Source organism: Micromonospora sp. IBSANI012, assembly GCF_052814045.1.
The window spans coordinates 5,375,379-5,398,300 of the sequence record NZ_CP199933.1 but is presented as its reverse complement, the minus strand read 5'-3'; the positions used below and the strand labels follow the sequence as shown (position 1 = coordinate 5,398,300).

At 74.4% G+C, this 22,922-nt stretch carries 19 protein-coding genes and 1 pseudogene; 12 read left to right on the top strand and 8 right to left on the bottom strand.

The window, feature by feature from the left end; genetic code table 11:
• Positions 1-47 precede the first annotated feature (47 nt).
• Both ACTWM8_RS24935 and ACTWM8_RS24930 read right to left on the bottom strand, forming a co-directional pair.
• Positions 48-758 carry a class F sortase gene (locus ACTWM8_RS24935; protein ID WP_446211129.1) on the bottom strand — a complete coding sequence of 237 codons (711 nt, stop codon included), beginning with the start codon at positions 756-758 and terminating at the stop codon, positions 48-50.
• Complete coding sequence (locus tag ACTWM8_RS24930) at positions 745-1,629, bottom strand: hypothetical protein (RefSeq protein WP_446211128.1); 885 nt, start codon at positions 1,627-1,629, stop codon at positions 745-747. The genes ACTWM8_RS24935 and ACTWM8_RS24930 overlap by 14 nt, the downstream gene beginning before the upstream one ends.
• A gap of 537 nt (positions 1,630-2,166) precedes the next feature.
• On the opposite strand from ACTWM8_RS24930, the gene ACTWM8_RS24925 reads away from it, so the two are divergent.
• On the top strand, positions 2,167-3,945 hold the full coding sequence (locus ACTWM8_RS24925; RefSeq protein ID WP_446211127.1) for a glycoside hydrolase family 6 protein: 1,779 nt from the start codon (positions 2,167-2,169) through the stop codon (positions 3,943-3,945).
• A gap of 152 nt (positions 3,946-4,097) precedes the next feature.
• Here the strand turns inward: ACTWM8_RS24925 and ACTWM8_RS24920 are convergent, their stop codons facing one another.
• The 3 genes from ACTWM8_RS24920 to ACTWM8_RS24910 form a co-directional block, all read right to left on the bottom strand.
• Positions 4,098-4,484, bottom strand: a complete 387-nt coding sequence (locus ACTWM8_RS24920) for a hypothetical protein (RefSeq protein WP_446211126.1) — start codon at positions 4,482-4,484, stop codon at positions 4,098-4,100.
• A gap of 138 nt (positions 4,485-4,622) precedes the next feature.
• On the bottom strand, positions 4,623-5,603 hold the full coding sequence (locus tag ACTWM8_RS24915; RefSeq protein WP_446211125.1) for a hypothetical protein: 981 nt from the start codon (positions 5,601-5,603) through the stop codon (positions 4,623-4,625).
• 10 nt (positions 5,604-5,613) lie between these two features.
• Positions 5,614-6,207, bottom strand: a complete 594-nt coding sequence (locus ACTWM8_RS24910; protein ID WP_446211124.1) for a hypothetical protein — start codon at positions 6,205-6,207, stop codon at positions 5,614-5,616.
• Positions 6,208-6,445: 238 nt separating this feature from the next.
• Here ACTWM8_RS24910 and ACTWM8_RS24905 point away from each other — a divergent pair.
• The 8 genes and pseudogenes from ACTWM8_RS24905 to ACTWM8_RS24870 all read left to right on the top strand — a co-directional run.
• A pseudogene (locus tag ACTWM8_RS24905) lies at positions 6,446-6,676 on the top strand (catalase); the annotation flags it as partial.
• Between the two features lie 118 nt (positions 6,677-6,794).
• The gene (locus ACTWM8_RS24900; RefSeq protein ID WP_446211123.1) at positions 6,795-9,143 is read left to right on the top strand and encodes a sensor histidine kinase; all 2,349 of its coding nucleotides are present in this window, start codon (positions 6,795-6,797) and stop codon (positions 9,141-9,143) included.
• Entirely contained in the window at positions 9,143-9,565 is a 423-nt protein-coding gene (locus ACTWM8_RS24895) for a roadblock/LC7 domain-containing protein (protein WP_154942319.1), read from the top strand. The genes ACTWM8_RS24900 and ACTWM8_RS24895 overlap by 1 nt, the downstream gene beginning before the upstream one ends.
• The gene (locus ACTWM8_RS24890) at positions 9,555-9,941 is read left to right on the top strand and encodes a DUF742 domain-containing protein (RefSeq protein WP_154942320.1); all 387 of its coding nucleotides are present in this window, start codon (positions 9,555-9,557) and stop codon (positions 9,939-9,941) included. Before ACTWM8_RS24895 ends, ACTWM8_RS24890 begins: the two co-directional genes overlap by 11 nt.
• Positions 9,922-10,524, top strand: coding sequence for a GTP-binding protein (locus tag ACTWM8_RS24885; RefSeq protein WP_446211122.1), 603 nt, complete (start codon positions 9,922-9,924; stop codon positions 10,522-10,524). Before ACTWM8_RS24890 ends, ACTWM8_RS24885 begins: the two co-directional genes overlap by 20 nt.
• Positions 10,525-10,667: 143 nt before the next feature.
• Positions 10,668-11,699 carry a lactonase family protein gene (locus ACTWM8_RS24880; RefSeq protein WP_446211121.1) on the top strand — a complete coding sequence of 344 codons (1,032 nt, stop codon included), beginning with the start codon at positions 10,668-10,670 and terminating at the stop codon, positions 11,697-11,699.
• 164 nt (positions 11,700-11,863) lie between these two features.
• Complete coding sequence (locus ACTWM8_RS24875; protein WP_446211120.1) at positions 11,864-13,603, top strand: substrate-binding domain-containing protein; 1,740 nt, start codon at positions 11,864-11,866, stop codon at positions 13,601-13,603.
• A gap of 214 nt (positions 13,604-13,817) precedes the next feature.
• A complete protein-coding gene (locus ACTWM8_RS24870; protein WP_446211119.1) occupies positions 13,818-15,302 on the top strand; it encodes a sugar transferase in 1,485 nt (494 codons plus the stop codon).
• 3 nt (positions 15,303-15,305) lie between these two features.
• Here ACTWM8_RS24870 and ACTWM8_RS24865 read toward each other — a convergent pair whose 3' ends face one another.
• Positions 15,306-16,436 (bottom strand): PP2C family protein-serine/threonine phosphatase, encoded by a 1,131-nt coding sequence (locus tag ACTWM8_RS24865; RefSeq protein ID WP_446211118.1) that lies wholly within the window; start codon positions 16,434-16,436, stop codon positions 15,306-15,308.
• A gap of 97 nt (positions 16,437-16,533) precedes the next feature.
• Here ACTWM8_RS24865 and ACTWM8_RS24860 point away from each other — a divergent pair, with 97 nt between their 5' ends.
• Positions 16,534-17,040, top strand: a complete 507-nt coding sequence (locus tag ACTWM8_RS24860; protein ID WP_446211117.1) for a MarR family winged helix-turn-helix transcriptional regulator — start codon at positions 16,534-16,536, stop codon at positions 17,038-17,040.
• A 53-nt stretch (positions 17,041-17,093) separates the two neighbouring features.
• On the opposite strand, the gene ACTWM8_RS24855 is transcribed toward ACTWM8_RS24860, so the two are convergent.
• Both ACTWM8_RS24855 and ACTWM8_RS24850 read right to left on the bottom strand, forming a co-directional pair.
• A complete protein-coding gene (locus tag ACTWM8_RS24855; protein WP_446211116.1) occupies positions 17,094-18,767 on the bottom strand; it encodes a SpoIIE family protein phosphatase in 1,674 nt (557 codons plus the stop codon).
• A gap of 128 nt (positions 18,768-18,895) precedes the next feature.
• On the bottom strand, positions 18,896-20,155 hold the full coding sequence (locus ACTWM8_RS24850; protein ID WP_446211115.1) for an ROK family protein: 1,260 nt from the start codon (positions 20,153-20,155) through the stop codon (positions 18,896-18,898).
• Positions 20,156-20,203: 48 nt separating this feature from the next.
• Here ACTWM8_RS24850 and xylA point away from each other — a divergent pair, with 48 nt between their 5' ends.
• On the top strand, positions 20,204-21,391 hold the full coding sequence (xylA, locus tag ACTWM8_RS24845; RefSeq protein ID WP_446211114.1) for a xylose isomerase: 1,188 nt from the start codon (positions 20,204-20,206) through the stop codon (positions 21,389-21,391).
• A 10-nt stretch (positions 21,392-21,401) separates the two neighbouring features.
• A complete protein-coding gene (gene xylB / locus ACTWM8_RS24840; RefSeq protein ID WP_446211113.1) occupies positions 21,402-22,901 on the top strand; it encodes a xylulokinase in 1,500 nt (499 codons plus the stop codon).
• The last annotated feature ends 21 nt before the right edge of the window (positions 22,902-22,922 follow it).

Below are 22,922 nucleotides of genomic sequence, written 5' to 3'. Positions count from 1 at the left end.
CGACGCGCCTCCGGCGGGACTCAGGTCCCACCGGAGGCGCGTCGCGTTCACGCGGTCAACGTCGCGAAGACGACGATGTTGTCGGGGTAGCTGCCGGCGGCCTGGTCGAACTCGCCGCCGCAGGTGACCACCCGCAGGGCGGGCTTGTCGTTCGGGCCGTACACCAGCTCGGTGGGAAAGGACACCTTCGGGTACGACCCGACCTCGTCGACGGCGAAGGTGGCCTTGACTCCGTCGGCGCGGGTGACGGTGATGGTGTCACCGGGCAGGAGAGCGCCGAGTTCGAAGAAGACGGCGGGGCCGAGCTTCGCCGAGTCGACGTGCCCGACGATCACCGCGTTGCCGACCTCGCCGGGGCTGGGCCCCGGGGAGTACCAGCCGGCGCGCTGGGCCTGGTCCAGCGGGGGGACCTGGACGGTGCCGTCCGGGTTGGTGCCCAATGTCATGATCTCGGCGTCGACCCCGATGCGCGGGATCGAGATGGTGCCGGGGGCGGATCGGGACAACGCGGCGGGGGGCACCTCCACCGCCTCGATCGGGCCTTCGCCGGCTACGACGTCCGGCTCGGCGGCGGGGGTCTGCGGGGCGGCCTGGGCCCGCGGCTGAGGGGGGCGGGGCGGGGGTTCGGTCCGCAGCGACGCGCCGATCATGCCGGCGCCCACCATGGCCAGCAGGACGACGACGGCCGCGCCGGCGGCGCGCCACGGTCTCCCGTGACGGCCGCCGGCCCGTGTCGCCGTCGGGTCAGCCGAGGTCATCGGCCCGACGCCGGCGCAGCAGGATCATGCCGCCCAGGGCGGCGGCACCGATGACGCCCACCCCGCTGGCGGCCAGGTTGCGGTCCAGGCTGGTGGTGGTCATGCCACCGTCGCCGCCGTCGACGCCGCCACGCGGCATGCAGTCCCGGTCGCGGTCCTTGCGGTCGTGGTCCTTGCGGTCCTCGTCCTTGCCGTCCTCGTGCTTGCCGTCCCAGTCCTTCCGGTCCTCGTCCTTGCGGTCGTGGTCCTTCCGGTCCTCGTCCTTGCCGTCCTCGTGCTTGCCGTCCCAGTCCTTCCGGTCCTCGTCCTTGCGGTCGTGGTCCTTCCGGTCCTCGTCCTTGCCGTCCTCGTGCTTGCCGTCCTCGTGCTTGCGGTCCTCGTCCTTGCGGTCGTGGTCCTTGCGGTCCTCGTCCTTGCGGTCCTCGTCCTTGCCCGGCTGGTCGGCGGCGGCCATGCCGCCGCCCTGGCCCGACTGCCACGACTCGTTGCCCTGCCAGTCCTTCTGGTCCTTGTCCTTGCCGTCGTCGTGCTTGCCGTCGTCGTGCTTGCGGTCCTTGTCCTTGTCCTTGTCGTCGTGGTCCTTGCCGTCGTCGTGCTTGCGGTCCTCGTGCTTGCGGTCCTCGTCCTTGCGGTCGTGGTCCTTGCGGTCCTCGTCGCTGCGGTCCCAGTCCTTGCGGTCCCAGTCCTTGCGGTCCCAGTTCTTGTGGTCCCAGTCCTCGTGGTCCCCAGAGCAGGTACCGGGAAGACTGACCTGCGGATTGGCGACGGTGTACGCGCTGGCCGCGTTCGCCGCCCCGGGCGAGAACAGCAGCAGGGATGCGCCGCCGAGAGCGGCACCCGCAACGAGCTTCCCGAGCATCTTCTTAGCCATGACCTGCTTCACTCCATCCCTGTTTGTCCTGAGCTCGACGTCCCTCGAGCTACGACCGACGTTAGACCGCTTGGCGGCTTATGCGGGGAAACATTCGTGTTTAGGAGTTTGTAGGCGATCAGTGAGTTTGGAGTGATAAGCGGCTTTTGTGGATCTCGCGGCTGTCCAGGCCCGGCCCGTGCCGTCTCGGGCGGGGGCGCTCGGGCTGCGTCACCCGGACCACGCCGTACCGTTTCGGCCGTTCGTGGCCGGCCGCATCGAGCCATTGCCATGGAAGCGCTCCCATGCAAGAATCGCTGCACGCGGTTCGGGGAGCCACACCGTGCAGGCAGACGTCGAGGGCAACCGGTCCGACCGGACGGCGTCGCCGCTGGACCGGTCCACGTGACCGGTCGACGTCACCACCACCACGCCCGTCCGGGCCGGGCGCCCCCGAGATATCCCGTTGGCGCCGAGGACCGTCCCCGCGGGGACGTCCAGCCGGGCCATTCCGCCGGGCCGTACGCGGATCCGGTCTCGCCCAAGGAGTTCAGTGGCATGAATCTGTGGAGAAACCTGTCCGGCCGGCGCCGGGCGGTCGCGCTAGCCGGTGCGAGCGTCCTGGTCGCGGGCGGGATGGTGGCCATCCCGGTCACCGCGGCGCAGGCCGCGACCCAGTGCAGCGTCGACTACACCACCAGCGACTGGCCGGGCGGGTTCACCGCCACCGTCACCATCAAGAACCTCGGTGACCCGGTCAGCTCCTGGAACCTCGGCTTCACCTTCCCGAACAGCAGCCAGAAGGTGCAGCAGGGCTGGTCGGCGAAGTGGTCGCAGACGGGCCAGAACGTCACCGCGGCCAGCGAGTCCTGGAACGGGTCCCTCGGCGCCGGCGCCAGCACCAGCATCGGGTTCAACGGCGCCTGGAGCGGCAGCAACCCGAAGCCGACCTCGTTCACCCTGAACGGGACGGTCTGCAACGGCGGCAACCCGACGCCGACGCCGACGAACCCGACGCCGACGCCCACCAACCCGACCCCCACGCCCACGGACCCCACCCCGACGCCGACCACGCCGGGCCAGAAGGTGGACAACCCGTACGTCGGGGTCAAGGGGTACGTGAACCCGGAGTGGAAGGCGAAGGCGGACGCCGAGCCCGGTGGCAGCCGGGTGTCGAGCAACCCGACCGCCGTCTGGCTGGACCGGATCGCCGCCATCAACGGCACCACCGGCAGCAGCTCCAACGGCTCGATGGGGGTCCGGGACCACCTGGACAGGGCACTGGCCCAGGGGGCCGGCTACATCCAGTTCGTCATCTACAACCTGCCCGGCCGGGACTGCGCGGCGCTCGCCTCCAACGGTGAGCTGGGTCCGGAGGAACTGCCCCGGTACAAGGCCGAGTACATCGACCCGATCGCGGCGATCCAGGCCGACCCGAAGTACGCCGGCCTGCGCATCGTCAACATCATCGAGATCGACTCGCTGCCGAACCTGGTGACCAACACCTCCGGCCAGCCCGGCGGCACCGCGATGTGCGACACGGTCAAGGCCAACGGCGCGTACGTCAACGGTGTCGGGTACGCCCTGGCCAAGCTGGGCGCCATCGGCAACGTCTACAACTACATCGACGCCGCCCACCACGGCTGGATCGGCTGGGACAGCAACCTCGGCCCGACCGCGACCCAGCTCTACCAGGCCGCCACCGCCTCCGGCAGCACGGTGAAGAACGTGCACGGCTTCATCGTCAACACCGCGAACTACTCGGCGCTGCGTGAGCCGTACATCAAGATCACCGACACGGTGAACGGGCAGACCGTCCGCCAGTCCAAGTGGATCGACTGGAACCAGTACGTCGACGAGCTGTCGTTCGCCCAGGCGTTCCGCGCCAAGCTGGTCTCCACCGGCTTCGACGCCAACATCGGCATGCTGATCGACACCTCCCGCAACGGCTGGGGCGGCACCGCCCGGCCCACCGGCCCGGGCGCGACGACCAGCGTGGACACCTACGTCAACGGTGGCCGCATCGACCGCCGCATCCACGCCGGCAACTGGTGCAACCAGGCCGGGGCGGGCCTCGGCGAGCGGCCCAAGGCCGCGCCGGAGCCGGGCATCGACGCGTACGTCTGGGTCAAGCCCCCGGGCGAGTCGGACGGCTCCAGCAGCCTGATCCCGAACAACGAGGGCAAGGGCTTCGACCGGATGTGCGACCCGACCTACACCGGCAACGCCCGCAACGGCAACAGCCTCAGCGGCGCCCTGCCGAACGCGCCGATCTCCGGCGCCTGGTTCTCCGCACAGTTCCAGGAGCTCATGAAGAACGCCTACCCGGCGCTCTGAGCACCGGGCGGACGGCCCACCCGCCGCGGCGGGAGTGAGGCACTGCCGCGGCAGGTTCCCCAAGGGCCCCTGGCCCGACCGGTCGATCCGGTCGGGTCAGGGGCCCCCGCCGTACCCGCCGGTCGGCGCGCGGGCCCGCTGCGGCGTGCCGGTCAGGGGACGGTCCGCTCGATCGCGGCCCGGCCGTGCTCGGCCAGGTCGCGGCGGGCCCGCTCGAGGTTCTCCGGCGTCATGTCCTGCCCACGGGCCATCACCAGGTCCTCCGGCTCCCAGGGCTGCTCGGCCCCGGTGCGGATGTTGTCCCCGCCGGCCCCCGTGCCGGTCCCGGTGGCGCCGGTGCCGGCCGCGTACGGGTCGCCGAGGAGGTCCTCCGTCGGCGCGCCGCCGCCCGCGCCGCCACCGGGCTCGGTGAAGGACGGGTTGTCCCGGTCGGCGCCGCCCCCGGTGGCCAACTGCGGCACGGTGGTCTCGTCGTCGACTGCGGCGGCCACCTCCGGGCTCTCCTCCAGCGGTCGGCGGTTCGGGTCACGATCCGTCATGGTGCTGACCTCCTGTCCCGGGCGCGTCCCTGATCTCGCGTACCCCGCTGGGACCGGCCCATGCCGGCGGAGGTCACGCCTTCCGGTACGCACGCGAACGCCCCGGCCGGTGGTCCGGCCGGGGCGTTCGGTAGGTGCTCAGCGTCCGAGGACCCGATCCAGGAAGTCGCGGTACTGGCGCACGGCCACCCGCAGCTGCTCGGTGTCCGCCGAGCCGGCCGTCTGCCAGCCGCCGAGCTTCTCCCTCTGCGTGGCGAGCGCGTCCGAGAGGGCCTGGATCGCCTCCTCGACCAGCGACTGGGCCTCGCCGACCGCCGCGCGGGGGTCGTCCACGAAGCGGAGCTGGACCTCCCGCCAGCGGTCCCGGAAGGCCTGTGCCGCGTCCACCTCGAAGAGCGTCGCCGCGTGCGTCGGGACGTTCGCTCCGGACGGTCGGGCGGCCTCGGCCACCCCGGCCGCACCGGCGGCACCGGTCGCGCCGACGCCGGCCGCGGCCGCCGCGCCACCCTCGGGCGCCTCGGCGTCCGGGTCGACCATGGTCGGCTCGGCGCTGCCGTACCCGGCCGCGCCCTCCGCCGGCGCGTCGCCGTCCGGGCGTACCCCGCCCGGGGTGTGCTCGGCCTCCCACCGCTGGCGATCGTGGATCCGGTCGGCGGCGGTCGGGTCGGCCCGCTCGTCGTCGAACGGCTCGGTCCGCCCGGGCGCGCCGTCACCCGGCGCCACGGTGTCCTCGCCCCGGGCGTCCCGCTCGTCCTCGGGACGGCCGCTGGCCAGCGCCGACGCGGCGACCGCGTCGCCCACGGAGGTCGCGCCGAAGGTGGTCGGCAGCGGGGCCGGCTCGTGGAACTCCGGCCGTCCGTCGCCGTCGGCGTCGTCGCGGTCGAGGTCACGCACGTCGTACGGGCGGGTGTCGTCGGGGTCGTCGGCGCGCCGGTCGGCGGCCGCCCGCGGGTCGTCGAAGGTGCCCCGGTCGTCCAGCACGTCGTCGGGAATGTCGGCCCGGCCGTCCCGGTCGTCCCGGGGTGTCCGGGTTGCGGCGTCCGGAGGGGGGATTGGCACCGGGGCGGAGCGGACCGCCTCCGGGTGGTCGGTGCTGCCCTGCTGCTCTTCCTGGCGCATCGTCGGCTCCTCAGTGGCTGGTGACGTCGTGCGGGCTGTCCGGGCGACGCTGCTCCGGCGGTCGGTGCCCGACCGGCTCGTCGCCGAGCAGGTCGGCGAAGAGGGCGCGGTAGTGCACGACGGCCTGACGGAGTTCCTCGGTGCTGGCCTCACCGCGCTCGTTGCGTACCCGGATCTCGTGCGCGTCCCGGTAGTGGGTGAGGGTGCGGGCGTGGTCGACGGAGAGATGGGCGATCTGGTCCGAGAAGTCCCCGGTGGGGTAGCCGCGCTCGGCGATCAGCCGGCTGACCAGCTCGTCGGCGTCGCCGACGGTCTCGCCGGGGGAGTCGACGAAGCGGACCTGGAGCTCCTCCCAGGCGGCGGCGTACCGGGCCCGGGACTCGGGGTCCAGCGGGATGAGTTCGAGCTCCGCGTGCCGGCGTTCCCGGTCGCGCAGCTCCCGTTCGGCGGCGCCGCGGCTGTCCTGCTCCGCGACGACCCGGTCGTACTCGGGGCCGAAGCGGCGCTTGAGCGCGCGCCGCCGGCCGGCCACGACGGCCGCGGCGATCAGCGCCACGACCACCAGCACGACGAGAACCACAACGATTACCTGCGTGGGCGACATGGCTCCTCCTTCGCCACCTGGTATTCCCTCCGCGTGCTGGCTGCCAATCCCGATCCCGCGCACTTTCCTGGCCGATTCCCCCACCCGAGCATGGCCAGGCCCACAGGGTGAGCCGTCCCGAAAACTTGACTCATTCCAGAAGGTGCGCTCGGGTGGGATGATGCCGGTCCACTCCGACGCCGAACGCCTCCGGCCGGCCGGGCTGCACGGCACGCTCAACCGCAACATCACCGGCCACCACAACGAGAACGAGCAGATCGCCTTCGGCGCCGGCGCGCTGGTCGACGGCATCGACTTCTCCGACGACAAGATGCTGGTCGGCCGGACGTTCTCCTACTCGGACACCCAGCGCTACCGGGTCGGCCCGAACCACCTCCAGCCGGATCACCGGCGGGGCGTCGTCCCGGGTCAGGTGTCCTCGAGGGATGGTCCACACCGGATTGGTAGTGACGGGCGAGACGGACGGTAGTGCTACGGCCCGGGATTACGTATCCTGCCCAAGGCGCCCGAGCCGGTGCCCGGCACCGGCCGGGACGCTGCCCGGCCGGTGCCGGCGCCACCGCTGCCACCCCTTCGGGCGAGGACTCATGGACACCCGCGACTGGCCGATCCGCGCCAAGCTGACCGCCCTGGTCGTCACCCCGGTGGCCGCCCTGCTGGCGCTCTGGATCTTCGCCACCACGCTGACCTTCGGCCCGGCGCTGGATCTGCTCGCCGCGCGGACCCTCCTGTACGACCTGGGCCGCCCCGGCGAGGTGGTGGTCACCGAGCTGCAACGCGAACGCCGGCTCTCGGTGGTGCAGCTCGCCGGCTCGGCGGCCCTGCCGGCCCTGGCCGACCAGCGCCGCCGCACCGACGCGGCGATCGCCGAGCTGCGGAACCGGGTCGGCGGGGACAAGCTGCGCGACGCGGCCGACGACCTGCTCGACGCCCGGCTCGACAAGCTGGTCGCCGCCCTCGACGCCCTGCCGGCCGGGCGCGGCTTCATCGACCGCCGGCAGGTGGACCGGGCCGGCGCCGTCGGGCTCTACAGCGGCATGATCTCCTTCGCCTTCCAGGCCTTCTCGGCGATGGCCGCCCTACCCGACCCGCAGCTCAACCGGGAGGCGCTGGCGCTCACCGCGCTCGGCCGCTCCCGCGACCTGCTCGGCCAGGCCGACGCGCTGGTGGCCGGCGCGCTCGCCGGTGGACGCTTCGCCGACGGCGAGCACCTGCTCCTGACCCAGACCATCGGCAACGAGCGGTTCCTGGTCGACACGGCCGTGGCCGACCTGCCGCCGGAGGCCCGCAGCGCGTACCAGCGGCTGACCGAGGACCCGGCCTTCGTCCAGCTGCGCACCCTCCAGGAGGGGCTGCTGCGGGCGGACCCGGCCGCCCCGCCGCCGGTCGACGCCCGCAGCTGGCAGGCCAGCCACGACGCCGTCCAGCAGGCGTTGCGCGACTTCGAGCTGAGCCAGGCCGACGGGCTGGCCGAGCGATCCGTGCCGGTGGCCGTCGGCATCCTGGTCCGGCTCGCCCTGGCCGGGCTGCTCGGCCTGGCCGCGATCGTGGTGTCGCTGCTGGTCGCGGTCCGGGTCGGGCGGACGCTGGCCCGCCGGTTGACCGGCGTGCGCAGCGCCGCGCTGGAGATGGCCGAGCGGCGGCTGCCCGACGTGGTGGCCCGGCTGCGCCGGGGCGAGCAGGTGGACGTGGCCCGGGAGGCGCCGCCGCTGGATTACGGCGCCGACGAGATCGGCGAGGTCGGGCGCGCCTTCAACGAGGTCCGGCGGACCGCCGTCCGGGCGGCGGTCGACGAGGTCACCCTGCGCCGCGGCCTCAACGAGGTGTTCCTGAACCTCGCCCGGCGCAGCCAGGGCCTGGTGCACCGCCAGCTGGCGGTGCTCGACCGGATGGAACGGCGTACCGAGGACCCGGACGAGCTGGCCGAGCTGTTCCGGGTCGACCACCTGGCCACCCGGCTGCGCCGGCACGCCGAGGACCTGGTGATCCTGGCCGGCGCGGCCCCGGGGCGGGGCTGGCGGCAGCCGGTGGCCGTGCTGGACGTGGTGCGCGGCGCGGTCTCCGAGGTCGAGGCGTACGACCGGGTGGACATCGGGGCGGTGCAGCCGGCCGGGGTGGTCGGCCGGGCCGTCGCGGACGTCATCCACCTGCTCGCCGAGCTGATCGAGAACGCCACCGCCTACTCCCCGCCGGAGACCCGGGTCGAGGTCTCCGGCCAGCAGGTGCCCCGGGGCTACGTCGTGGAGATCACCGACCACGGCCTGGGCATGACTCCGCAGGCGGTGGAGAACGCCAACCGCCGGCTCGCCCAGCCGCCCGAGTTCGACCCGGCCGACAGCGCCCGGCTCGGCCTGTTCGTGGTGTCCCGGCTCGCCGCCCGGCACGGCGTCCGGGTCACCCTGCGCTCCGAGGCTCCCGGCGGGGTGACCGCCGTCGTCCTCGTCCCGTCCGACCTGGTCACCGACGAGCCGCCGGCCGCGCCGGTCAATACCGGGCGACCGGCCTCGGTGGTCACCCGGCTGGCCACCCGGCCCCGCGCCGGCCGCGCCGGGCGGGACCGGGCCGAGCAGACCGTGCTGCCGTTCGCCCCGGCCCGCATCTCCTCGGTGGAGGCCGCCCCCGACGGCGACGGCCTGCCCCGTCGGGTCCGCCGGCGCGGGCCGGTCGCCCGCCCCCGCCCGCAGGTCGCCGAGGCCCCGGCCGCCCGCAGCCCCGAGGAGGTACGCCGACAGATGTCCGCGCTCCAGGCTGGGACTGCCCGGGGCCGGCGCGACGGCGCGATCCGCTCCGTGCCGCCGGGGCGACCCGACGGCGCCGTACCCGCCCCGACCGGGGGCCGTACCGAGGGGCGGGGCGGGGATCCCGCGCCGTCCCCGCCGCCGGGTGCGACGGCGGCGAACCCCGATTCCCCGACCGCGACTGAGAGGGACGCCTAGTGGTGGACACGACGAGGCAGAACGTCGACCTCGGCTGGTTGCTCGACGAGCTGGTCGACCGGGTACCGGCCGCCCGGGAGGCCGTGGTGCTTTCCGCCGACGGGTTGATGCTCGGCGCCTCCGCCGAGCTGGACCGCGCCGACGCCGAGCACCTCTGCGCCCTGGCCTCCGGCTTCTCCAGCCTGGCCAAGGGCGCCAGCCGGCACCTCGCCGGCGGCGGGGTGCGGCAGACCGTGGTGGAGATGGAGTCCGCGTACCTGTTCGTGACGGCCGCCGGGCGGGGCGCCTGCCTGGCGGTGGTCTGCGCGGCCGACGCGGACATCGGCCTGGTGGCGTACGAGATGGCGATGCTGGTCATCCGGGTCGGCGAGAATCTGACCGCCCCCGCCCGCGCGACGGTCGGGGCCGTCGATGCGGGCTGAGCCGCCGGGCGCCCAGCACGAGTGGCTGGACGCGGCGGCCGGCCCGGTGGTTCGTCCGTACACCCTCACCGGCGGCCGGGTGCGCCCGGCCGTCGACGGTTTCGACCTGGTCGCGTTCGTGCTGGCCGGCGCGGGCGCGGACCCGTCCGGCCAGCCGGGCCTCCAGCCGGAGCACCGGCGCCTGGTCGAGCTGGCCCGGCGTCCCGTCGCGGTGGCGGACCTCGCCGCCGACCTGGACCTCGCGGTGGGCGTGGTCCGGGTCCTCCTCGGTGACCTGCTCGCCCGGGGCCTGGTCTCGGTGCACGAGCCCCCGGCCGCCGGCCTTCCCGACAACGACATCCTCAAGGCGGTGGTCAGTGGACTACGTGCGCTCTGACCGGGACACCTCCGGGCCCCGGTTGCCGCTGGCTCTCAAGATCCTGATCGCCGGGGGGTTCGGCGCGGGCAAGACGACGTTGGTCAGCGCGCTGAGCGAGGTCCGCCCGTTGCAGACCGAGGAGGTGTTGACCGGGGCCGGCATCGGCACCGACGACATCTCCGGGGTGGAGACGAAATCGACCACCACCGTGGCGATGGACTTCGGCCGGATCACGATCAACGAGGACCTCCAGGTCTACCTCTTCGGCACGCCCGGGCAGGACCGCTTCTGGTTCCTCTGGGACGAGCTGGCCTTCGGCGCGCTCGGCGCGGTGGTGCTGGCCGACACCCGGCGACTGGCCGACTGCTTCCCGTCGATCGACTACTTCGAGCAGCGGGGCATCCCGTTCGTGGTCGGGGTGAACTGCTTCGACGGGTCCCGCCGGTTCGGCATCGAGGCGGTACGCCAGGCGCTGGACATCGATCCGGACGTGCCGGTGGTGCTCTGCGACGCCCGGGACCGGCAGTCCGCCAAGCTGGTGTTGATCTCGCTGGTCGAGCACGTCGCCCGGCAGCGGGGTGAACCGGTCCCGGTCTCCTGACCCGTGGGCGGCGGGGCCGGGCGGTGGAGCCTGGAGCCCCCGCCGCCGGCGTTCGGAGGAATTTCCGGAAAACAGGGCTAACGCCCGGGTCGACCGGGAAGCCTCTGGTTGGATCGACGGCAGATTCGGCGGAGGGTGCACCGGTGACGAACACGATCGTCCACATCGGCGGCTACACGGCGGCGAGCGCCGGGCGGGGAGACGGCATCGTCGCCGCCCGCCGGGATCCCGACTCGGGGGAACTCATCCCACTCGGCACCGTCGCGGTGACCGATTCACCCTCCTTCCTCGTCCGGCACCCCGTCCTGCCCGTCCTCTACGCGGTGAACGAGCTGCCGGAGGGGCAGGTCAGCGCCTTCCGGGTGGGCGGCGACGGCGAGCTGACCCCGCTGGGCGTCCGGCCGACCGGCGGGGCCGACCCCTGCCACCTGGCGGTCGCGCCCGACGGGCGGCACCTCTTCGTGGCCAACTACGGCGGCGGCAGCGTGGCGGTCTTCCCGCTGGCCGCCGACGGCGCGCCGGCCGAGCGCAGCGACCTGGTCGTGCACCAGGGGCACGGTCTCGACCCGGAGCGCCAGGAGCAGGCGCACTGCCACATGGTCTCCCCGGACCCGGGGGCCGGGCCGCTGCTCGTCGTCGACCTGGGCACCGACTCGATCTACCGGTACGACCTGGACGCCGACTCGGGCCGGCTGGTGCCCCGCCAGCCCCGGATCCGTACCGCGGCCGGCACCGGGCCCCGTCACCTCGCCCGCCACCCCGACGGGCGGCGCTGCTGGGTGGCCGGCGAGCTGGACGCGACGGTCACCGCGTACGAGTCGACCCCGGACGGGGCGGTGCACCAGCGGGGACGGGTGGACGCCAGCGGGCGGACCGGCCACGTCCAGCCCTCCGAGATCGCGGTGGGGCCGGACGGGCGTTTCCTCTACCTCGGCAACCGGGGCGTGGGCACGGTTTCGGTCTTCGCGCTGGACGCAGAGCTGCCCCGGCTGGTCGCCGAGGTCGACACGGGAGGCGAGTGGCCCCGGCACTTCGTGCTGACCGGGCCCCACCTCTACGTGGCGGACGAGCGGGCCGACATGGTCCGGGTGTTCCGGGTCGACCCCGGCTCTGGCGCTCCCGAGCCGCTCGGCGAACCGGTGCCGGTGCCGAGCCCGACCTGTGTCCTGCCCTGAGCGGCACTGTCCGGTGTGGATTGTGGCAACGGCACGAGACTGACTGATTACTCACTGTGCCGAAAGTGCGATCAACTGTATCTCCTGCGTAACTTTCAGCCGAACGGTTATGGCACTATCCGAACGAGATACGCAAGATGGTCAGCGTGTCTGGCCGCCATCGCATGCGTTCAAGTATCCGTGGAGCAGGAGCCGCTGCGGCGGCGACTGCGCTCGTCGTCGTGGTCGGGGGTACCTGGTTCGGTTACCAGCAGCTGGCCGGACCCTCCTGCTCCGGCGAGATCCAGCTGTCGGTGGCCGCCGCTCCCGAACTCGCCCCGGCGGTGCAGAAGGCCTCGGCGCAGTGGGTCGAGGACGGCGCGGCCGTGAGCGGCACCTGCATCGCGGTGAACGTGAGTGCCTCCGAACCGGTGGACGTGGCGGCCGCGGTCGCCAGCAAGCACGGCGCCACCCTCGCGGGTGTCGGCCAGGCCAGCGGCACGGTGACCACGCCCGACGTCTGGATCCCGGACTCCTCCACCTGGCTGCTGCGGCTGAAGAACAACGGCGCGACCGCCTTCGCGCCGGGCAACGGCGCCTCCGTCGCCCGCAGCCCGGTGGTGGTGGCGATGCCGGAGCCGGTGGCCTCCCGCTTCGGCTGGCCGGACAAGAAGCTCGGCTGGACCGACCTGCTCAACGCGGTCAGCAGCGGCAAGGGCCTGCGCGCCGGGATCGTCGAGCCGACGCAGGACGCCGCCGGCCTCTCCGGCCTGCTCTCCCTCACCGCCGCGGCGAGCGCCTCCGGCGGCGACACCGCGAAGGCGACCACCGGGGCGCTGCGTGCGCTGGCCACCGGCCGTTCCGCGCTGCGGCAGGACCTGCTCGCCCGCTTCCCGCGCTCCAACGACCCGACGTCCATCGCCAGCGGGCTCGGCGCCGCCGCGCTGTCCGAGGAAGACGTCATGGCGTACAACAGCACCAAGCCGCCGATCCCGCTGGCCGCGCTCTACCTCGAGCCGGCGCCGATGCCGCTGGACTACCCGTTCGCGGTGCTGCCGGGCATCGAGCCGGCCAAGCAGTCGGCCGCCCGGGTGCTCTTCGAGCTGCTCACCACGCAGGGTTTCAAGAACCGGCTGGCCGCCCAGTCGCTGCGGGCGCCGGACGGCAACTGGGGTGACGGTTTCAAGGCCCCGCAGGGGGCGCCCAGCCCGGCCGGCGGTCCGGCGACCGCCCCGCCGGCAGGCGTCGGCGCGGTGGGTGGCCTGGACCCCTTCGCGATAGACCGTGCGGTCTCCGGCTGGTCCATCGCCACCCAGTCCGGTCGGATGCTCGCCGTCATCGACGTCTCCGGCTCGATGAAGACGAAGGTGCCCTCCGCGGGCAACGCCACCCGGGAGCAGGTCACCGTGGCGGCGGCGAGCCGGGGCCTGAATCTGTTCGACGACTCCTGGTCGATCGGCCTCTGGACCTTCTCCACCGAGCTGGTGGGCTCGCGGGACTGGCGCGAGGAACTGCCGATCAACCCGCTCTCCACCAACCGCAGCCGGCTGGAGCAGAAGCTCGCCGGGATCCGCCCGTCCAGCGGCAACACCGGCCTGTACGACACCGTGCTGGAGGCGTACAAGACGGTGCAGCAGGACTGGCAGCCGGGCCGGGTGAACTCGATCGTGCTCTTCACCGACGGCAAGAACGACGACAAGAACGGCGTCTCGCAGGCCTCGCTGATCAGCCAGCTCAAGCAGCTCAACGATCCGGAGCGCCCGGTGCAGGTGGTCATCATCGGCATCGGCAACGAGGTCTCCAAGACCGAGCTCCAGTCGATCACCAACGTCACCGGCGGCGGCACCTTCGTCACCGAGGACCCGAGCAAGATCGGTGACATCTTCCTGAAGGCGATCGCGCTGCGCCCGAACGCGCCGCGCTGAGTCTTCGGACAGTGCGGGGAACCGCCGCGCCGGAGGTTTCCGGTGCGGCGGTTCGCATTTCCGGTGTCGGGGCCGGAAGGCAAAGTGACGGCAATACGTCCGAATCAATCGGCGAGCATCATTGTCAGGCAGGATGTCCGGTGCGCTCCGGCGTCGAGGTCCCGCCCGGGGCGGTCGTCGGCCGGAGCCGGTGCGCGCGATGTGGGGAGGCTGGGTGACCTCTGCGACGCTGTCCACGCCGGCACGGATCCCGCGTGCCCCGGCCGGCCCGCCGACCGGCCCGGTCGCCCGGGCCGACCAGCGGGCGTACGTGCGGATCCTGGTGGTGCTCGACACCGCCGTGCTCTCCCTCGCCGTCCTGGTCGGGTACGCCGCCCGCTTCGGTGACCGGGTGCCGGTCGGCTCCGAGATCCCGTACGTGCTGGTGGCCCCCGGCCTGGTGCTCGCCTGGCTGCTCTCGCTGCGGATGCTGCGCTGCTACGACGACCGGGTGCTCGGCTACGGCGCCGACGAGTACCGGCGGGTGAGCGCGGCCAGCCTCCGGCTCGCCGGTGGCATCGCCATCGTCGGCTACATCGCCGAGGCCGACGTGTCCCGGGGTTTCCTGGGCATCTCGTTCGCCGTCGGCACCGTGGCGCTCGAGGTGAACCGGTTCGCCGCGCGCAAGCGGCTGCACCGGGCCCGGTACCGGGGTGCCGGCTGGTCCCGCCGGGTGCTGGTGGTCGGCGACACCGCCCACGTGCTGGAACTCGTGCACACCCTGCGCCGCGAGCCGTACGCCGGCTATCAGGTGGTCGGTGCCTGCATCCCGGACGCGCTGCTCGCGCCGGTGCCGCAACGGCTCAGTGACGTGCCGGTGGTCGGCTCGCTGCGCGGCGTCCCCGAGGCGGCCGCCGCGATCGGCGCGGACACGGTCGCCGTCACCGCCTCCGGCGAGCTGACCGCGGCCCGGCTGCGCCGGCTCGGCTGGCAGCTGGAGGAGACCGGCATCGACCTGGTCGTCGCGCCGGCCCTCACCGACGTGGCCGGCCCTCGCATCCACACCCGGCCGGTCGCCGGGCTGCCGCTGATCCACGTCGAGGCGCCCGAGTTCCGGGGCGCCCGCAAGCTGGTCAAGGAGTTCGTCGACCGGGCCGCCGCCGCGCTGGCGGTGCTGCTCCTGCTGCCCCTGGGGGCGGCGGTCGCGCTGGCCATCCGGCTGGACAGCCGGGGCCTGGTGCTGTTCCGGCAGACCCGGGTCGGACGGGGCGGCCGGGAGTTCGGCGTGCTGAAGTTCCGCACCATGGTGGCCAACGCCGACGCCCTCCTCGACGAGCTGGCGGTGCGCAACGAGACCGACGGGCTGATGTTCAAGATGTGCGACGACCCGCGGGTGACCCGGGTCGGGCGGCTGCTGCGCAAGTGGTCCCTGGACGAGCTGCCGCAGCTGGTCAACGTGCTGCTGGGGCAGATGAGCCTGGTCGGCCCCCGCCCGCCGCTGCCCTCCGAGGTGGCCCGCTACGACGGCGACGTGGCCCGGCGGCTGCTGGTCAAGCCCGGGATGACCGGGCTCTGGCAGGTCAGCGGCCGCTCCGACCTGAGCTGGGAGGACGGCATCCGGCTCGACCTGTACTACGTCGAGAACTGGTCGCTCGCCGCCGACCTCACCATCCTCTGGAAGACCTTCGGCGCGGTGCTGCGGGGGCGCGGAGCGTACTGACCCTCAGGCCTGCGGGCCGGTCCAGTCCAGGCAGACCACCACCGCGTCGTCGACCAGGTCACCGGCGACGAACGCCCGCAGGTCGCCCAGGAGCGACCGGACGGCGTCCAGCGGCTCCATCGGCCCGGTACGGCGCAGGAACCGGTCCAGCGCGGTCTCCCCGTACCGGACGTTCTGGCCGGTCGCGTCGATCACTCCGTCGCTGAGCACGAAGAGCCGGTCGCCGCGGCGCAGCTCGAAACACTGCTCCTGGTAGTCGGTGCCCTCGAACATGCCCAGCGGGAACTGCTTCTCGAGCACCTGCTCGCTGATCTCCCCGTCGCGCAGCCGCACCAGGCGGGGCGACCCGGCGTCCACCACCGTCAGCTTCCCGGAGGCGAGGTCCAGCTCCATCAGCAGCGCGGACAGGTGCTGCTCGCCCCGGTGCAGGGCGTAGATCGCCTGGTCTGCCAGTGCGGCCTGATCGGCCAGCCCGAGCCCACCCCGGCGGGCGTTGCGCAGCGCGTAGGTGGCCAGCGAGGTGAGCAGCGCGGCGGTCACCCCCTCGCCCGACCCGTTGATCGTGGCGAGCCAGACCCGGTGCCCGTCGTCGGACCAGTCGAAGCTGTCGCCGCGCACCGCGTACGCCGGCTCCAGCTGACCGGCCAGGCTGAACGACGGGCGGATCCGGCTGCGGCCGGGCAGCAGCTCCCACTGCATCTCGGCGGCGAGGGTGAGCCGGCGGGCCCGGCGGGACGCCCGGTAGACGTCGGTGCCGGCGGAGACGGCGGCGAGTTCATGCCCGAGGGCGGTGGCGATGGCGGCGAGTTCCTCGACCTGGGCGGCATCGTCGGCGACCGGGGCCAGGCGCAGCACCCCACGCCGTTCGCCGCGCATGCCGACCGGGAACCAGCCGACGCCGCCGGCCACGATCGGCTCCTGGTGGTCGAAGCAGCGCCAGGCCGGGTGGCCGGGCTCGGTGAGCGGATCTCCTTCACGCAGCGGCAGCAGCACCGAGAGGCGGTAGTCGACCTGGAAGAGTTCGCTCTCCGTGATCCTGAACGTCCGTTCCAGCTCGGCGGCGAGCCGGTCGAGCAGGAGGTCGGCCGGTGCCTCGACCAGCACCCGCCGGGCCTGCTCGTCCGATCCGCTCATCATCACTCCTCCTGACAGGGGCCGACCACCCGGTACTCCGGGTAGTCTCGGGCCCACCATGGCCGACGAACGTGGTCCCGCGGGACCGGAACTGAGTATGGCCGCCGAGCTGGACGGCGCGGCGGGTGCCCTGCTGTCCCTGTGGGAGGCGGCGCGGGAGAGCACCACCAGCCGCCTCTCCGCCGCTCAGCTGCGCGCGGTCATGGTGGTGGAGCGGCACGACGGGATCAACCTCCGCCGGCTCGCCACCCTGCTCGACATGCTGCTCTCCTCGGCCAGCCGGCTCTGCGACCGGCTGGTGGCGGCCGGCATGCTGGAGCGGGAGCCGGGCCGCCTCGACCGGCGGGAGATCTCCCTGCACCTGACCCCGGAGGCCCGGGGACTCATGGCCGAGCTGCGCCGGGACCGGCGGCGGCGGCTGGCCGACGTGCTGGCCGGGATGAGCGACGAGGGCCGCCAGGCCCTGCTGCGGGGAGTCCGGGAGTTCGACCGGGCCGCCCGCGACCTGGAGGAGTCGGCGCCGCCGGTGGTGCCGTGGCAGGGCAGCGGGGTCCCGCCCCACGACGGCGCGATCGGCGACCCGTCGGCGGCCCGCTCCGCCTGATCCTGATCCGCCGGGGCGCCGTCACCGCTGGCCGTGGGTCAGCTCGGGGCCGGTCACGGCCGGGGCGCGGCGCAGACGGCGAGCATGGCGATGTCGTCGTGGCTCTGCCCGTCCAGCCAGTCGTCCACCACCTGGAGCAGGCGGTCGACCACGGCGCTCGGCGGCAGTCCCGCCGCCGAGGCGAGCACCTCGCGCAGCCGTCGCTCGCCGAACGTCTCCATCGCCGTCGGGCCGCCGCGTGCCTCGGTCACCCCGTCGGTGTACGCCAGTAGCAGCTCGCCCGGGGCCAGTCGCACCTCCGCCTCGGCGAAGGTCGCGGTGGTGAAGGCGCCGATCGGCATGCCACCGACCGGCACCGGAGTGACGGTGCCGTCGGCGCGTACCAGCAGCGGGGCGGGGTGCCCGCCGCCGGCGACGCGTACCCGCGCCCCACCGTCGGCCTCCGGCTCGGCGGTGCCGAGCAGCAGGGTGGTGAACTGGGCGCGCCGGGCGGCGTCCGGTGTGTCGAAGAGGGCCCGGTTGAGCAGCCGCATCAGCTCCACGGGGCGCTGCTCGACCAGGCGGAGCGTCTGCAACGACTGGCGCACCCGGCCGGTGAGCACGGCGGCCCCGACGCCCCTGCCGCAGACGTCGCCGAGGGCGAACATCCCGCCCCGTTCGGTGCGGAACACGTCGTAGAAGTCGCCGCCGATGCGCAGGCTGTCCCCGGCGGCCCGGTAGCCGCCGGCCAGGGCGAGGCCGGGCAGTGCAGGAAGCTCCGGCGGCAGGAGGCTGTGCTGGAGCACCCGGGCCAGGTGGGCCTGCTCGCCGTAGAGCTGGGCGGCGGCCAGCGAGGCGCCGGCCCGGGCGGCGAACTCCCGGGCCAGCTCGACGTCGCGCTGGTCGAAGCCCGGGCGCTCGGCCCGGCGGACGAGGATCAGGGCGCCGCCCGGCCCGCCGGCGCCGGGCATCGGGCTGATCAGCACGGTGCCGGGCCGGCCGAACGAGTCGGGCAGCACCTCGGCCAGCTCGGCCGGCTCGGCGTCGAGCCAGGTGGTGGGCTCGGTGGCGGCACCGTCGAGCGCCTCGGCCAGGCCGGGGACGGAGCTGGTCAGCGCCGCGGAGCCGATGCCGGTGACCGGGGCGGGGTCGCCCTCGGCGTACCGGATCCAGTGCGGCCGGTCGGCGGCGGGCGGCGGGTGGTGGACGACCAGCGCCGCATCGGCCAGGTACGGCACCGGCAGCGTGGCCGTGGCCCGCAGTGCCTGGTCCCGGTGCAGGGAGAGGCCGAGCCGACTGCCGGCCTGGGCGAGGAAGGCGGTGCGGGAGCGTTCGGCGAGGAGGGCGTCGACGCGGGCCTGCTCCTCGGTGACGTCCCGGACGTACCAGGCGCACCGGCCGGCGGCCAGCGGGCGGCAGACGCCCCGCAGCCGACGGCCGCGGTGCTCGGTGTCGAAGGTCTCGGCTGCCCGCCGGACGGCGCTCGCCAGCGCCGGCACCGCGCAGCGCGCCAGGTCGGTCCCGGGGGTCAGCTCGGGCAGGAGTTCGCCGGCCGTCGCGTTGACCAGCGTGACGATCCCGGCGTGGTCGGTGGTGACCACCGCCTCGGCCAGGCCGTCCAGCAGCTCGCGGGCGAGCCGGGGGTCGGCGGGCAGCGGCGCGTCGGAGGACGGTCGGTGCGGCGCGGGGGACACCTGCTCCCCGTTGCTGGCCGGTCCGGCGGGTCCACCGCGGCGGATGGTCGTCACCGCTGGTCGCCGCTCGCCTCGGCCTGTCGACCTGTGCGCATGCTGGTAGCGGACTCCTCGGACGGGAACGGTGCCTCGGGGCAAGGGTAGCGAGGCGGACCGACGGACGCCCAGCCAGCAAGGTCGGCTCAGGGCCGGCCGGCCAGCCAACCGGACGGCCGGGTGATGATCCGGCGGACCACCGACCCGGCCCCACCGACCGCGGCCGACGCCGGGCCGAGCGCCGCCGCGCGGACCGTGACCGGCGACCAGGCCGCTGTGAGCACCCGGTCGGTCAGCTCGGCGAGGACCGGGGGGCGCAGCCAGGGTGCCAGGGTGGCGTATCCGCCCCCGAGGACCACGGTGTCCAGGTCCAGCAGGTTGACCACGCCGGCCACCGCCACCCCGAGGGCGGTGCCGGCCGCGCGCAGCGCGTCGAGGGTGGCCGGGTCGCCCGCCTCGGCGAGGTCGGCCAGCCGGCGCGCCGCCGTGTCCGCCGGCAGGTCCGCCCCGGAAAGTCCGGCCGCGCCGAGGACGGCCTCCTGACCGGCGTACGTCTCCAGGCAGCCCCGCGCGCCGCAGCGGCACCGCGGCCCGGCCGGGTCGACCGGTACGTGGCCCAGCTCGCCGCTCCAGCCCCGGGCGCCCCGGAACAGCGCGCCGTCGAGCACGATCCCGGCGCCGATGCCGATCTCGCCCGAGACGTGCAGGAAGCTGGCCGTCGCCGGGCCGGCGTGCAGCTCGCCGAGGGCGGCCAGGTTGGCCTCGTTGTCGACCACCAGCGCCGGCACCCCGTCGACCGGCCCGGCCAGCGGCGGATGCGCGGCGAGCAGGGCGGGGACGTCGACGTCGCGCCAGCCGAGGTTGGGCGCGAGCCGGACCAGGCCGTGGCCGTCGACCAGCCCCGGCACGGCCAGCGTGGCCCCGGCCAGGGTCAGCTCCTCCCGGTCGGCGGCGGCCCGGGCCCGCCCGGCCAGCTCGACCAGCCGGGCGAGCGCGTCGGCGGGGGCGACCGGGCGCAGGTCGGCCCGGCGTACCTCGTGGTGCCGGACGGTGCCGGCGAGGTCGACGACGCAGGCGGCCAGGTAGTCGACGTTGACCTCCAGACCCAGCCCGGCCGGGCCGTCGGTGGCGAGCCGGAGCCCCCGGGCCGGGCGGCCCGCTCCGCCGCGCGGCGCGGGGTCGGCCTCGGTGACCAGGCGGCCGGTGATCAGGTCGTCCACCACGGCCGAGACGGTGGCCCGGGTGAGGCCGGTCTGGCCGGCGATGCCGGCCCGTGACGGCGGCTGGTCGGCGGCGGCGATCCGCCCGAGCACGACGGCGAGGTTGAGCTCGCGCAGGCTGCCCTGCCGGACCGCGCCCGCGGTGCTGGTGCTGCTCACCCCTTGACAGTGCCACAGCACGGTCATTTAATCCATCCATTGAACAAATTGCGGCGACACCACCGGAGGTCTGCCATGGCACCCCGTCCCACCCCCGCCGACAAGTTCTCCTTCGGGCTCTGGACGGTGGGCTGGCAGGCCCGCGACCCGTTCGGCGACGCCACCCGCGCTGAGCTGGACCCGGTGGAGGCGGTGCACCGCCTCGCCGAGCTGGGCGCGTACGGGATCACCTTCCACGACGACGACCTGGTCCCCTTCGGCGCGGACGCCGCCGCCCGCGAGGCCCACCTGGCCCGGTTCCGCAAGGCGCTCGACGAGGCCGGCCTGGTCGTCCCGATGGTCACCACCAACCTCTTCACCCACCCCGTCTTCAAGGACGGCGGATTCACCAGCAACGACCGGGATGTGCGCCGGTACGCGCTGCGCAAGGTGCTGCGCAACGTCGACCTCGCCGCCGAGCTGGGCGCCCGCACCTTCGTGATGTGGGGCGGCCGGGAGGGCGCCGAGTACGACCTGGCCAAGGACGTCCGGGCCGCGCTGGACCGCTACCGCGAGGCGGTCGACCTGCTCTGCCAGTACGTCGTGGACTCCGGCTACGACCTGCGCTTCGCCATCGAGCCCAAGCCCAACGAGCCGCGCGGCGACATCCTGCTGCCCACCATCGGGCACGCGCTGGCGTTCATCTCCACCCTGGCCCACCCGGACCGGGTCGGCCTCAACCCGGAGGTCGGGCACGAGCAGATGGCCGGGCTGAACTTCGCACACGGCATCGCGCAGGCGCTCTGGCAGGGCAAACTGTTCCACATCGACCTCAACGGCCAGCGGAGCATCAAGTACGACCAGGACCTGGTCTTCGGCCACGGTGACCTGCTCAACGCCTTCGCCCTGGTCGACCTGCTGGAGCACGGCGGCCCGGACGGCGGCCCGGCGTACGACGGGCCCCGGCACTTCGACTACAAGCCCTCGCGCACTGAGGACTTCGCCGGCGTGTGGGCCTCGGCGGAGGCGAACATGCGCACGTACCTGCTGCTCAAGGAGCGGGCCGCGGCGTTCCGGGCCGACCCGGAGGTGGCCGAGGCGCTGGCCGCCAGCAAGGTCGCCGAGCTGTCCACCCCGACGCTGAGCCCGGGGGAGGGGTACGCCGAGCTGCTCGCCGACCGGTCCGCGTTCGAGGACGTCGACGTGGACGCGGTCGCGGCGCGGGGCTTCGGCTTCGTCCGGCTCAACCAGCTCGCCGTCGAGCACCTGCTCGGCGCGCGCTGAGGCGGGCGCCGTGCCGCTCGTCGCCGGTGTCGACTCGTCCACCCAGTCCTGCAAGGTCGTGATCCGGGACGCGGCCACCGGTGCGCTGGCCCGGCAGGGCCGGGCGCCGCACCCGGACGGCACCGAGGTCGACCCGCGGGCCTGGTGGGACGCGCTGCGCACGGCCGTGGACGCCGCCGGCGGGCTGGCCGACGTCGCGGCCCTCTCGGTCGCCGGCCAGCAGCACGGCATGGTCTGCCTGGACGAGGCGGGCGAGGTGGTCCGGCCCGCCCTGCTCTGGAACGACACCCGCTCCGCCGACGCGGCCCGGGACCTCGTCGACGAGGCCGGCGGCCCGGTGGCGGGCCGCCGCTTCTGGGCCGAGGCGGTGGGCAGCGTGCCGGTGGCGAGCTTCACCGGCACCAAGCTGCGCTGGCTGGCCCGGCACGAGCCGGAGCGGGCGGCCCGGGTCGCGGCCGTCTGCCTGCCCCACGACTGGCTCACCTGGCGGCTGGCCGGCGCGCCCGGCCTGGCCGCGCTGCGCACCGACCGGGGCGACGCCAGCGGCACCGGCTACTGGTCGCCGCGCACCGGCGAGTACCGCCTCGACCTGCTGGAACAGGCCTTCGGGCGGGTGGTGGCGGTGCCGGCGGTGCTCGGCCCGGCCGAGGCCGCCGGCACCCTGGACCCGGCCACGCTGGGCGGCCCGGCGTCGGCAGCCGGCCCCGGCGCGGTCCCAGGCTCCGGGGTCGGCCCGTCGGGTGCCGCGCCCGGCGGGATCGTGCTCGGCCCGGGCACCGGGGACAACGCGGCCGCCGCCCTCGGCGTCGGCGCCGGCCCCGGCGACGTGGTCGTCTCGATCGGCACCTCCGGCACCGTGTTCAGCGTGGCCGACGTGCCGGCTGCCGACCCGAGTGGCGCCGTCGCCGGGTTCGCTGACGCCACCGGCCGGTACCTGCCGCTGGTCTGCACCCTCAACGCCGCCCGGGTCCTGGACGCCGCCGCCGCGCTGCTGCGGGTCGGCCTCGACGAGCTGAGCGAGCTGGCGCTGTCCGCCCCACCCGGCGCGGACGGGCTGGTCATGGTCCCCTACCTAGAAGGGGAGCGGACGCCCGACCGGCCACTGTCCACCGGCGCGCTGCACGGGCTCACCCTGCGTACCGCCACCCCGGCGCACCTGGCCCGGGCCGCCGTCGAGGGGATGCTCTGCGCGCTCGCCGACGGGCTGGACGCGCTCACCGCCCAGGGCGCCGACGCCCGGCGGGTGATCCTGGTCGGTGGCGGGGCCCGCTCGGCGGCGGTGCGCCGGATCGCCCCGCAGGTCTTCGGCCGGCCGGTGGTGGTGCCGCCGCCCGGCGAGTACGTGGCCGACGGGGCCGCTCGCCAGGCCGCCTGGGTCGCCCTGGGCGGCGCGGTGCCACCGCAGTGGGCCGACGCCGGCACCCGGGAGTACGACGCCGAGCCCGTCCCCGCCGTCCGCGAGCGGTACGCCCGGGCCCGGGACCGGACCGTCGACCGGACGCCGGACTGAGCGGGCGGGGCCGACCCCGGT

Coding starts and splice junctions, on each gene's coding strand:
- ACTWM8_RS24930 (WP_446211128.1), bottom strand. CDS start 1,629: ATGGCTAAGAAGATGCTCGGGAAGCTCGTTGCGGGTGCCGCTCTCGGC.
- ACTWM8_RS24910 (WP_446211124.1), bottom strand. CDS start 6,207: ATGTCGCCCACGCAGGTAATCGTTGTGGTTCTCGTCGTGCTGGTGGTC.
- ACTWM8_RS24875 (WP_446211120.1), top strand. CDS start 11,864: ATGCGTTCAAGTATCCGTGGAGCAGGAGCCGCTGCGGCGGCGACTGCG.
- ACTWM8_RS24890 (WP_154942320.1), top strand. CDS start 9,555: ATGCGGGCTGAGCCGCCGGGCGCCCAGCACGAGTGGCTGGACGCGGCG.
- ACTWM8_RS24900 (WP_446211123.1), top strand. CDS start 6,795: ATGGACACCCGCGACTGGCCGATCCGCGCCAAGCTGACCGCCCTGGTC.
- ACTWM8_RS24935 (WP_446211129.1), bottom strand. CDS start 758: ATGACCTCGGCTGACCCGACGGCGACACGGGCCGGCGGCCGTCACGGG.
- xylA (WP_446211114.1), top strand. CDS start 20,204: ATGGCACCCCGTCCCACCCCCGCCGACAAGTTCTCCTTCGGGCTCTGG.
- ACTWM8_RS24920 (WP_446211126.1), bottom strand. CDS start 4,484: ATGACGGATCGTGACCCGAACCGCCGACCGCTGGAGGAGAGCCCGGAG.
- ACTWM8_RS24865 (WP_446211118.1), bottom strand. CDS start 16,436: ATGAGCGGATCGGACGAGCAGGCCCGGCGGGTGCTGGTCGAGGCACCG.
- ACTWM8_RS24850 (WP_446211115.1), bottom strand. CDS start 20,155: ATGACCGTGCTGTGGCACTGTCAAGGGGTGAGCAGCACCAGCACCGCG.
- ACTWM8_RS24860 (WP_446211117.1), top strand. CDS start 16,534: ATGGCCGCCGAGCTGGACGGCGCGGCGGGTGCCCTGCTGTCCCTGTGG.
- ACTWM8_RS24915 (WP_446211125.1), bottom strand. CDS start 5,603: ATGCGCCAGGAAGAGCAGCAGGGCAGCACCGACCACCCGGAGGCGGTC.
- ACTWM8_RS24925 (WP_446211127.1), top strand. CDS start 2,167: ATGAATCTGTGGAGAAACCTGTCCGGCCGGCGCCGGGCGGTCGCGCTA.